Origin of the sequence: Vulcanococcus limneticus LL (assembly GCF_002252705.1) — a bacterium.
In the GTDB taxonomy this organism is placed as follows: domain Bacteria; phylum Cyanobacteriota; class Cyanobacteriia; order PCC-6307; family Cyanobiaceae; genus Vulcanococcus; species Vulcanococcus limneticus.
In genome coordinates, this window is sequence record NZ_NQLA01000071.1 from 1 (window position 1) to 10,576 (window position 10,576).

10 protein-coding genes are annotated in these 10,576 nt (G+C 66.2%); 5 read left to right on the top strand and 5 right to left on the bottom strand.

What is annotated here, in order from left to right:
• Positions 1–84: 84 nt before the first annotated feature.
• The 3 genes from CJZ98_RS16260 to mqo all read left to right on the top strand — a co-directional run bounded on the left by CJZ98_RS16260 (position 85) and on the right by mqo (position 4,223).
• Positions 85–1,455 (top strand): transposase, encoded by a 1,371-nt coding sequence (locus CJZ98_RS16260; protein WP_332835054.1) that lies wholly within the window; start codon positions 85–87, stop codon positions 1,453–1,455.
• A 266-nt stretch (positions 1,456–1,721) separates the two neighbouring features.
• Positions 1,722–2,756 carry an ABC transporter substrate-binding protein gene (locus CJZ98_RS16265; RefSeq protein WP_232756561.1) on the top strand — a complete coding sequence of 345 codons (1,035 nt, stop codon included), beginning with the start codon at positions 1,722–1,724 and terminating at the stop codon, positions 2,754–2,756.
• Between the two features lie 24 nt (positions 2,757–2,780).
• Positions 2,781–4,223, top strand: coding sequence for a malate dehydrogenase (quinone) (mqo, locus tag CJZ98_RS16270; RefSeq protein WP_094592170.1), 1,443 nt, complete (start codon positions 2,781–2,783; stop codon positions 4,221–4,223).
• A 53-nt stretch (positions 4,224–4,276) separates the two neighbouring features.
• Here mqo and serS read toward each other — a convergent pair whose 3' ends face one another.
• The 3 genes from serS to CJZ98_RS16290 form a co-directional block, all read right to left on the bottom strand.
• Positions 4,277–5,563: a serine--tRNA ligase gene (gene serS, locus CJZ98_RS16275; RefSeq protein WP_094592171.1), complete on the bottom strand. Its 1,287-nt coding sequence runs from the start codon at positions 5,561–5,563 to the stop codon at positions 4,277–4,279.
• Positions 5,564–5,903: 340 nt separating this feature from the next.
• Positions 5,904–6,164: a NifU family protein gene (locus tag CJZ98_RS16285; RefSeq protein WP_094592173.1), complete on the bottom strand. Its 261-nt coding sequence runs from the start codon at positions 6,162–6,164 to the stop codon at positions 5,904–5,906.
• A gap of 118 nt (positions 6,165–6,282) precedes the next feature.
• Positions 6,283–6,657 (bottom strand): hypothetical protein, encoded by a 375-nt coding sequence (locus CJZ98_RS16290; protein WP_094592174.1) that lies wholly within the window; start codon positions 6,655–6,657, stop codon positions 6,283–6,285.
• Positions 6,658–7,543: 886 nt separating this feature from the next.
• Here CJZ98_RS16290 and lepA point away from each other — a divergent pair.
• On the top strand, positions 7,544–9,352 hold the full coding sequence (gene lepA, locus CJZ98_RS16300; RefSeq protein ID WP_094592176.1) for a translation elongation factor 4: 1,809 nt from the start codon (positions 7,544–7,546) through the stop codon (positions 9,350–9,352).
• A gap of 24 nt (positions 9,353–9,376) precedes the next feature.
• Here lepA and CJZ98_RS16305 read toward each other — a convergent pair whose 3' ends face one another.
• Both CJZ98_RS16305 and CJZ98_RS16310 read right to left on the bottom strand, forming a co-directional pair.
• Positions 9,377–9,631 (bottom strand): hypothetical protein, encoded by a 255-nt coding sequence (locus CJZ98_RS16305; protein ID WP_198537901.1) that lies wholly within the window; start codon positions 9,629–9,631, stop codon positions 9,377–9,379.
• 40 nt (positions 9,632–9,671) lie between these two features.
• On the bottom strand, positions 9,672–9,866 hold the full coding sequence (locus CJZ98_RS16310; protein ID WP_094592178.1) for a type II toxin-antitoxin system VapB family antitoxin: 195 nt from the start codon (positions 9,864–9,866) through the stop codon (positions 9,672–9,674).
• 204 nt (positions 9,867–10,070) lie between these two features.
• Here CJZ98_RS16310 and CJZ98_RS16315 point away from each other — a divergent pair, with 204 nt between their 5' ends.
• Positions 10,071–10,511 (top strand): Uma2 family endonuclease, encoded by a 441-nt coding sequence (locus tag CJZ98_RS16315; RefSeq protein ID WP_094592179.1) that lies wholly within the window; start codon positions 10,071–10,073, stop codon positions 10,509–10,511.
• The last annotated feature ends 65 nt before the right edge of the window (positions 10,512–10,576 follow it).

Here is a 10,576-nt window from a genome sequence, read left to right on the forward strand (position 1 = left end):
TTCTTTTTGCCTTGTTTGCCTTCTGGCTGCAGATCCTGAGCAGCCAGCTTGTAGCTCTGAGGCGCAACAAACTGCCATCAAGCGTTGAGACAGCTGCGGCTTGATAATCACTCAGCAAGGCACCTGACTGCCAGAATCTGTATTGGCGGCAGCGGCTCCGACTTTCTCAGGAGGCCCTACGAGGATCTGGCCTTCCGAGTGCTCACGGGGAACCAGCAGCCGGACCACAGTCGGATCAGCGAGTTCCGGCGCCGCAACCTCGATGCCCTCAAGGAGCTGTTCGTTCAGATCCTGCGGCTGTGTCAGAAGGCCGGGATGGTGAGCCTTGGCCATGTCGCCCTTGATGGCACCAAGGTTCAGGCCAATGCCTCCAAGCGCAAGGCCATGAGCCACGAGCGGATGCTCAGGGCGGAGAAGGAGCTGGAGAAGGAGATCAATGCCCTGATGCGCAGGGCCGAAATCCTGGATGCCCAGGAAGACAAGCGCTACGGCAAGGGGAAGCTGGGCAGCGAGTTACCAGATGAGCTGAGGAGACGGCAGGACCGCCTGGCCAGGATTCGTCAGGCGCGCAAGGAGATGGAAGCGGAGACCGCAGCTGCTGCAGCGCGTCAGCGGCAACAGGACGCTGAGGAGGCCAGGGCGAAAGCGAGTGCCGCCCGCGAGTCGGATGCAGTGGCAGCAGAGCAAAGTGAGCTGAGCCAGAAAGCCGAGGCGGCAGCAGCCAAGGCCAATGCCGCACGGGAGAAAGCCATCGAGGCCGCGGAAAATGCTGGCCTGGAACCGCCGGATCTGGAACCGCGGGCCTTCGACGCGATGCCCAGGCGGGGGCTGGCCAGGAGGACGGATGGCACTCCCACCAAGAAGACCCAGCGGAACTTCACGGATGCCGACAGCCATCTGATGCAGTCAGGCGGGTCGTACCTGCAGGGCTACAACTGCCAGCTGGCCGTCGACAGCGGGCATCAGGTGATCGTGGCCGTGGGGGTGAGCAATCAGCCGCCGGATGTGGAGCACCTGGAACCCATGCTGCAGCGCATTGCCACAAGTGCCGGTGCCTTGCCCGAGGTGATGACGCTGGATGCGGGCTACTGGAGTGAGGACAACGCAGGCCGCTGCGAGAACCTCGGCATTGACGCCTACATCGCCACCGGACGTCTGCCGCACGGGCAGCCACCGCCACCGCAGCGAGGACCGCTGCCCAGAGATGCCGATGCCAAGACCCGCATGGCCCGCAAGCTCAGAAGCAAGAAGGGATCAGCGATCTACGCCCAGCGCAAGGCGATCGTGGAGCCAGTGAACGGCCAGATCAAGGAAGGCCGGGGCCTGCGGCGCTTCCTTTTGCGGGGCCTGGAGAAGGTCGACGGTGAATGGCACCTGATCGCTGCCACACACAACCTGCTGAAGTTATTCCGCTACCGACGAACGCAGCAGGCGCTGGCGGCACCGACGGGATGAGGGCAAACAGCCCTATCGGCACCGGCCAGGGCTGCATCCGCTCCTCCACATTCATGAGGCTCAGGACGCACACGGCCATGGCCGCCGCAATCATCTGCGCCGCCGGGTTGCGCTGCAAGGATTGGTCTGGAGCTCTATTGGCAACAAACTCCTAGGTGTGATCGTTGAAGGTGTCCGCGGGGGTGCTCCAGGCGGAGGTGCGGGCGGCCGCAATGGTTGCGATGGTGTAGCGCCGGGGTCTTAATGGCTGCAGCCAGTCCGTCGCGTTGCCTCTCCGTCGTCGCCTTTTCCTGGCAGGATCCGCCGCCAGTCGCCGGCGCGCTGGCGTCACGGCCCTGGTTGGGATGCTGTCGCTGCTGGCGGGCGGTTGTGCCCTGTTGCCATGGCTCGGGCGCACGATCGAAATGCCGCTGGCCCCCTGGCCAGGCTACGAATACTTCTATCTGGCTGAGAAGAAGCGCCTGGCGGAAGCGATCGGTCTGAAAATGCAGACCAGGCAATTCGCTGATCCCCAGGCGATCGTGTACGCCTACCTGCGCGGTGATCTGCAGGTGGCGCAGCTCACCACGGTGGAGGTGGTCGACCTCTGCGCACGGCTGCCGCACCGCTGCCCGGTGGTGGTGCTCGTGCTGGATGAATCGAGGGGGGCCGACATGGTGGCGGCCCGGCCCGAATACCAGACGATCGAGCAGCTCAGCGGCGCCAGGGTGGCGGTGACGCCCTCAACCCATGGCCCCTATGTGCTCAGCCGGGCACTCGAACGTGAGGGACTGAGCCTGGCGGATGTGACGGTGGTGCCGATGCCGCTCGGCCGGATGGCCGGAGCTCTGCAGCGGCGTGAGGTGGAGGCGGCGGCCTTCTTCCCACCCTTCAGCGATTACAGCCTGCGGGTGGGCCTGGCGCGCCGGCTGTTCGACAGCAGCCGCATCCCCGGCGAGATCTTCGATGTGCTGGCGGTGGATCCCCACATCGCCACCCACCACCGCAAGGAGCTTGTGCTGCTGCTGCGCACCTGGCAGGCGGCCCACGACCTGGCCGCCCGTGAGCCGGACATGGCCGACCGGCTGATGGCGGACCGGGAGAAGCTGAGCGTGCAGCGCTTCCGGGAGGCCCAGAGCGGGCTGCTCTATCCGAGCCTGCGGGAGCAGGTGCCGCTGCTGCAGGTTGGAGGGGTGCTGGAGCGCAACCTCAGGGCGGTGCAGCGGGTGCAGCAGACGCTGGGTCTGCTGAAACCCGGCGCACCCGTACCCCGTGTTGATGATCGGCCGTTGCTGGAGGCGTTGCGGTCGGCCGCGCCATAGCGTTGGCAGGCCCCGCCGCCAGCCATGACGCACCGCTGTGATGCCCTGCTGGTGGGCGCCGGGATCATGGGCGCCACCCTGGCCAGCCTGCTGAAGCAGCTGGAGCCGGGGCTGGAGGTGGTGGTGCTGGAGCGGCTGCCGGGGCTGGCGGCCGAGAGCAGCGCGGCGATGAACAACGCCGGCACGGGCCATGCGGCCAACTGCGAACTCAACTACACGCCGGAGGCGGCGGATGGCTCGCTGCCGATCGGCAAGGCCCTGGCGATCAACGGCGCGTTCGAGCTGAGCCTGCAGTACTGGAGCGCCCTGCTGCAGGCGGGTGCCCTGGCGGATGCGGCGGCCTTCATCCGGCCGGTGCCGCATCTGAGCGTCGTGTGGGGTGAGGCGGATGTGGCCTTCCTGCGCCGCCGCCAGCAGGCCCTCAGCGCGACGCCCCAGTTCGCCGACATGGCCTGGAGCACGGATCCGCAGCAGTTGCGGCAGTGGATGCCGCTGGTGATGGAGGGGCGTGCGCTGGATCAGCCGCTGGCGGCCACGCGGGTGGCCCGCGGCACCGATGTGAATTTCGGCGCGCTCACGCAGCAGCTGCTGGCGGGGACCGCTGTGCGCCGTGGCTGCGAGGTGAGCGGCCTGACGCGCACCGCCGGGGGCTGGCGGGTGCACAGCTCCGGCGGCGACTTCGAGGCGCCGTTCGTGTTTCTGGGGGCGGGCGGCGGCAGCCTGCCGCTGCTGCAGGCCTCGGGCATCCCGGAGGCGCGGGCCTACGGCGCCTTCCCGGTGAGTGGCCAGTGGCTGGTGTGCCGCAATCCGGCGGTGATCGCCGCCCACGACGCCAAGGTGTACGGGAAGGCGGCGGTGGGGGCGCCGCCGATGTCGGTGCCGCACCTGGATACGCGCTGGATCGAGGGGCGGCGGGCGCTGCTGTTCGGCCCCTACGCGGGCTTCAGCACCCGCTTCCTGCGCCAGGGTTCGCTGCTGGATCTGCCGCGTTCGCTGCGGCCGTTCAACCTGCTGCCCACGCTGCAGGTGGGGGCGGAGAATCTTGATCTGGTGCGCTATCTGGTGGGCCAGGTGGTGCAGAGCCGCCAGCAGCGGCTGGCCAGCCTGCGCCAGTTCCTGCCCCTGGCCAATGGGGCCGACTGGCGGCTGGCGGTGGCCGGCCAGCGGGTGCAGATCATCAAGCAGGTGAACGGCCGTGGCTGCCTGCAGATGGGTACCGAGCTTGTGAGCAGCGCCGATGGCTCGCTGGCGGCGCTGCTGGGCGCCTCACCCGGCGCCTCCACCGCGGTGGACACGATGCTGCAGCTGTTGCAGCGCTGCTGGCCGCAGCGCCTGGCCAGCCCCGCCTGGCAGCAGCGCCTGCGGCAGCTGATCCCGGCCTGGGGCGAAGACCTGGGGGCGGATCCAGCGCGGCTGGCCTCCTGGCGTCAGGGGGTTGATGCGGTGCTGGGGCTGCATCACAGTTGATGGCCGGCGCATTAGCGATGCTTGGCACCGGCGGTGCAGCGCTCCTCCCAGGCTCAATCCCCGCTGATCCGATCCGTGCCCACGTAGGGAACCAGGGCCGCCGGCAGCCGCACCGAGCCATCGGGCTGCTGCCCGTTCTCCAGCAGGGCGGCCATGGTGCGGCCCACCGCCAGACCGCTGCCGTTGAGGGTGTGCAGCAGCTGGGTGGTCTTGCCGTCCTTGCAGCGGATGGCGGAGCGGCGGGCCTGGAAGTCGCCGCACACCGAGCAGCTGGAGATCTCGCGGTAGGTGCCGGCCCCCGCCAGCCAGACCTCCAGGTCGTAGGTGCGGGCGGCGGAGAAGCCCAGATCGCCTGTGCAGAGCTCTATGCGCCGGTAGGGCAGCTCCAGGGCCTCCAGCACGGCCTCGGCGTCGCTGGTGATCTGTTCGTGGGCTTCGGCGGAGTGCTCCGGGTGGCAGAACCAGTAGAGCTCCACCTTGTTGAACTGATGCAGGCGGATCAGGCCGCGGGTATCGCGGCCATAGCTGCCGGCCTCACGGCGGAAGCAGGGGGTGTAGGCCACGTAGCGCAGGGGGAGCTGCTCGGCCGGGATCACCTCGTCGCGGTGGAGGGAGGTGACGGGCACCTCGGCGGTGGGGGTGAGCCAGAGGTCGTCGTCGGCGCAGCGGAAGCTCTCCTCGGCGAACTTGGGCAGCTGGCCTGAGCCGGTGAGGCTGGCGGAGTTCACCAGGATTGGCGGCATCACCTCGCGGTAGCCCTTGGCGGTGTGCAGATCGAGCATGAAGCTGATCAGGGCCCGCTCCAGGCGGGCGCCCTGACCCTGCAGGGTGATGAAGCGGCTCTGGGCGATGCGCACGGAGCGTTCGCTATCCCACAGGCTGAGCCGCTCTCCGATCTGCCAGTGCTCCTCGAGGCTTTCGCCGGCGCTGGCCTGGCGGGGCTCGCCCCAGCGCTTCACCTCCACGTTCTCGCGTTCATCGCGGCCGTCGGGGGCCTCGGCCGCCGGCAGGTTCGGCAGCGATTGCAGCTGCTCACGCAGCTGGGTTTCGAGGGCTTTCTCCTGCTCCTCCAGCGCCGCCACTTGGTGCTTGATGGCGTTGCCCTGATCCCGCAGGGCCTGGACCTCCGGACCGCCGGGGCTGGCGCCGCCCTTGATTAGCTGGCCCACCTGCTTGCCGATGCGGTTGCCCTCGGCCTGCAGCGCGCTGCGCTGGCTCTCGAGATCCCGTTCCTGGATCGCTAGGGCCTGCAGCGGCGCCAGGTCGAGTGTGAGGCCCCGGCGGCCCAGCTGTGAGGTGATCAGCTCAGGGTCGTCGCGCAGCAGGCGCTGGTCGAGCACGAGGGTGGGGCGGATCCGGCGAGTTTACGAGGGCGGGTGGGAGGCGGGGATGAGAAGAGATCTGCGCAACAAGCGCCATCTGCTCGTTTGCACCTCGTCAGGCGAGTTGTGCTCCGCTTCGCGATCTGCGTTGGCTGCCGCGACAGCTTATACAACCTTATGGGTATTCTTTCGCCGCCCGTTGTAAAGCCCATTCTGGTACTCCAGCTGTCGTGCAAAAATCGTTTGCTGGCCGTGATCCACTTGGATCGGCCGAAGCAAATCCTGCACGGAATGTGGAGCTCGCAGGGCTAAATACTGGCAGCGTGTGCCAGGTAATGGCGATGACATGCAAGCTCGCTCAGAGCACCTGCACTACCTCGGACACTTCGGGAATGGCCTCACGCAATTTGCGCTCGATTCCCATCTTCAGAGTCATCGTGCTGCTGGGGCAGGAGCCGCAGGCGCCCTGCAGGCGAACCTTCACGATCGGCCCGTCAATCTCGACAACCTCAACATTGCCGCCGTCGGCCATCAGGTAGGGGCGAAGTTCGTCGAGGGTTCTCTCAACGTTCTCGATCGTCAGAGCCTGGGAATCGGAGGTGGTGGTTTCGCTGCTCATGGGACGCTGCTGCGACTGTGTAAGTTCATCCGATTCTAGGCGGTGCCGGGGCCGAACCTGCCGCTACCCGTCTTGCCCGTGCTGGCGCTGTCGCTGGCTGATGTGGGCGGCCTCATTGTCACTGGTTCCGGTGGCCATTCAGCCCGTTGAGGTTCGCCGGTGGTTCCGCTTGACCTGCTGCGCGCCAACGATTCACTAGTCCCGTCAGCTCGCGCCGATATCGTCGGCGCCTGCTGGCCTGCCAGCTGAGGCAACGCAGGCCTGGCACCACGCCGAAGTGCAGCAGCCGCATCGCCTCCAGCGCTATCCAGCGCCGCGTCCGGCAGTAGGGCACGCGCTTGCCGTGGCCAGTAGCCCAGGCCAGGGCCTGCACATCCATGGTCTGGACCTGAACCTCCTGCTGCTCAAGGTTGGGTGGGTTAGCCGCCTTGATCTCGATGCCGCCACTCTCAATCACCCAACAGGCGAGTTCGCGCCGCTTGTCAGCGGACACGCTTGGAGGCGCCGCGTCAGCTTGCTCTGCTGTCGCGCCAAGCCCTGAGCAGCTCCGAACGGAAGCTCAATGCCATCGCCGCGTTCGGTGACGCGGCGACTACTGGCAACCCGCGGCGGCATTGGAGGGGAGTGTGCGGCGGTGAGGGACAGTGATCAGATGGCTGAGCAAAAAGGTGGTATGCGCGATGAAGCTGGCGGGCGGATCCGGCTTGGCGGCCATCCACCAGCGGTCTACCAGATCGGCAAGATCTTGCTAAGAGTCCTTTCCTGGCCGCTAGCGCTGGATCAGGTGCAGCACGCCCGGAACCAGGCATCAGAGCTGCCCGATGCTCTGCTGCGGCTCCATGCGGGCCTAGGGCGGCTAGGGGATGCGGGGTCGGTGGCCGACGCCCACCAGGCCACAGCGCGGAGTTCCAGGGGCTGGATCCGGATCAGATGTTTCTACGGGCTGCCGGTTTTGTAGGAGTTAATGAACATCCGGCTTCGATGGAAAATCTTGCGGGCCGCCCCCGTCAGTAAGCCAGCATGGAGCTGCCGTCATGGAGTGTCACGCTCGCGTTCAGTCGGGCCGAGCTGGAGCGGATCTTGCGCAGGCCGCTCTCCATCCAGGAGTGCTCAAGCGATGGAGCCAATCCCTCAGGGATCTGGTCCTTCTGGCGGGCCACACCAGGGTCGCATCACAAAGTAGCTACAGACCCACCCTCGCGTTGCATTCGCCGAAGATCACTCCCCGCAGCTTGACGCTTGCGCACACGACATTTTACTACTTATCCTATCAGGCTAGGCCAAGCCAGGGCGCGCGCGCGCCTGCCTAGGATCGGCTCACTGCCAGGCCCCGGCCCCAGCCTGCGGGGGCGGCTGCACGCCTGCCCATCGCCTGCCCCATGACCGACGTTCCCGTTTCCCGGATCCGCAATTTCTGCATCATTGCCCACATCGACCACGGCAAGTCGACCCTGGCTGATCGGTTGCTGCAGGACACGGGAACCGTGGCTGCCCGCGACATGCAGGAGCAGTTCCTCGACAACATGGAGCTGGAGCGGGAGCGGGGCATCACGATCAAGCTCCAGGCGGCCCGCATGGAATACAAGGCGGCCGACGGGGAGACCTACATCCTCAACCTGATCGACACCCCGGGGCACGTTGATTTCTCCTATGAGGTGAGTCGTTCGCTGCAGGCCTGCGAGGGGGCGCTGCTGGTGGTGGATGCCAGCCAGGGGGTGGAGGCCCAGACCCTGGCCAATGTGTACCTGGCGATCGAGAACAACCTCGAGATCATCCCGGTGCTCAACAAGATCGACCTACCGGGGGCCGATCCCGAGCGCATCAGTGAGGAGATCGAGGCGATCATCGGCCTGGACACCTCCAATGCCATCGCCTGTTCCGCCAAGACGGGCCTGGGCGTGCCGGAGATCCTGCAGGCCGTGGTGGATCGGGTGCCGCCCCCGCCCGACAAGGTGGCCGAACCGCTCAAGGCCCTGATCTTCGATTCCTATTACGACCCCTACCGGGGCGTGATCGTGTATTTCCGGGTGATCTCGGGCTCGATCAGCCGGAAGGACAAGGTCCTGCTGATGGCCAGCCAGAAGACCTACGAGCTGGATGAGGTGGGCGTGATGGCGCCGGATCAGCGCCAGGTGGACAGCCTGCACGCCGGTGAGGTGGGCTACCTGGCGGCTTCGATCAAGGCCGTGGCCGATGCCCGTGTGGGCGACACGATCACGCTGCTGGCCAACCCGGCCGACGAGCCGCTGCCCGGTTACACCGAGGCCAAGCCGATGGTGTTCTGCGGCCTGTTCCCCACCGATGCGGATCAATACCCGGATCTGCGTGAGGCACTTGACAAGCTGCAGCTCTCCGATGCGGCGCTGAAGTATGAGCCGGAAACCAGCAGCGCCATGGGCTTCGGCTTCCGCTGCGGCTTCCTGGGCCTGCTGCACATGGAGATCGTGCAGGAGCGGCTGGAGCGCGAGTACGACCTCGACCTGATCGTGACCGCGCCGTCGGTGATCTATCAGGTGAACCTGCTGGATGGCTCCACCATGATGGTGGACAACCCGGCCACGCTGCCCGATCCGCAGAAGCGCGAATCGATCGAAGAGCCCTACGTGAAGCTCGAGATCTACACCCCCAACACCTACAACGGCACCTTGATGGAGCTGTGCCAGGAGCGGCGCGGTGAATTCATCGATATGAAATACATCACCACCGACCGGGTGACGCTCCACTACGAGATGCCCTTGGCGGAGGTGGTGACCGACTTCTTCGATCAGATGAAGAGCCGCACCAAGGGCTATGCCTCGATGGAATACAGCCTGATCGGCTACCGCAAGAACGATCTGGTGCGACTGGATGTGCTGATCAACGCCGAGAAGGCCGATCCGCTCACCACGATCGTCCACCGCGATAAGGCCTATGGCGTGGGTAAGGGTCTGGTGGAGAAGCTCAAGGAGTTGATCCCGAGACAGCAGTTCAAGATTCCGATCCAGGCCTCGATCGGCAGCCGCGTGATCGCCAGCGAAAGCATCAGCGCCATGCGCAAGGACGTGCTGGCCAAGTGCTATGGCGGCGACATCAGCCGCAAGAAGAAGCTGCTGCAGAAACAGGCCAAGGGCAAGAAGCGCATGAAGGCCATGGGCAAGGTGGAGGTGCCCCAGGAGGCGTTCATGGCGGTGCTGAAGCTGAATCAGTAGGGGCGGGCTCCGGCTGGGAGGTGATCAGGCGGACCGGCCGAGTTCTTCGGCGATGGCGGCCAAGCGTCGATCCCTCGTCCAGAGAACGGCCTGGCTGAGCAAGGCGGAACTGATCAGGTGGGCATCGACATAGCCAATCCCCCGGCCCATGAGCTTCTTGTTTTCGATCGTGAGCAACACCTCATGGTCTGCGGCGATCGTCACGGTGGGCAGTGCTCTCAGGTGCTCAACAACGGTTCGGCGGTTGCGGAGATTGCCGCAGGCCAGTTCGCCGATCACCCAGGGGTGCGTTGCCACCTGTCCCTTAGCTCCACCAGGATCACTCCGGTTCGCGGCGGCGGGGGGTGGCGCCAAGCAGGGGCTCAGGCCCGCCGAGGGCGGCCAGCCGGCGGGCACTCTCGCGTTGCACTAGGGCTTTGAGGGCTTCGCGGATCAGCTGGGTGCGCTCGCTGATGCCACTGAGCTGCTGGGCCTGGCGGAGGAGTTCGTCATCGAGGTTGAGGGTGGTGCGCATGCTCGATCCAGCCTGAGACCCGTTTGACATCAGTTTTCTCACCGTTTGATGCGCACCTTCGATGTGTGGCTGACCGAATCCTCATTGGCTTTCTGCGGGCCCACTCAGATCCATCGCGGCTGGTAGGCCTGGCCGCTGCGTCTCCAGCCTTAGCAACAGGGTTGGGCACTTTCGGTACCCTGAAACCCTCCAGCCGGAAGGTCCATGACCCTGGCGCCCCCCAGCCCCTTGCCAGCCCTGCAGCCCCTGCAGCTGCCGTGGGAGCTGCGGCTGAACCCCGACCAGTTCGAGCGGGTGTGCCAGGCCAATCCCGATGCCGTGCCGGAGCTCACGGCCGATGGCCAACTCATCGTCCTGACCCCCACTGGCGGCGAAACCGGTGCCCGCAACAGTGAACTTGCCTTCCGGTTCCAGCTCTTTGCGAACGCCTCCGGTGGCTGGCAGGCCTTCGACAGATCCACGGGCTTTCGCCTGCCTGATGGCTCGGTGCTGAGCCCCGATGCCTCCCTGGTGCGTCTGGATCGCTGGCGGGCCCTCAGCCCGGAGCAGCGCCGGGGCTTTGCCCCCCTCTGCCCCGCACTTGTGGTGGAACTGGCCAGCGCCTCCGACGAGGTGACGTGGACCCCGGAAACCGGTCCAGGGTGAATGAGAGTCCTCATCCGGCCAGACTGGGCCGGGGACTCGACCATGAAACGCACCAGGCACACAGC

Excerpts from the sequence above, each read along its gene's own strand:
- mqo (WP_094592170.1), top strand. The coding sequence starts at position 2,781 with ATGACGCACCGCTGTGATGCCCTGCTGGTGGGCGCCGGGATCATGGGC.
- CJZ98_RS16285 (WP_094592173.1), bottom strand. The coding sequence starts at position 6,164 with ATGAGCAGCGAAACCACCACCTCCGATTCCCAGGCTCTGACGATCGAG.
- lepA (WP_094592176.1), top strand. The coding sequence starts at position 7,544 with ATGACCGACGTTCCCGTTTCCCGGATCCGCAATTTCTGCATCATTGCC.
- CJZ98_RS16310 (WP_094592178.1), bottom strand. The coding sequence starts at position 9,866 with ATGCGCACCACCCTCAACCTCGATGACGAACTCCTCCGCCAGGCCCAG.
- CJZ98_RS16315 (WP_094592179.1), top strand. The coding sequence starts at position 10,071 with ATGACCCTGGCGCCCCCCAGCCCCTTGCCAGCCCTGCAGCCCCTGCAG.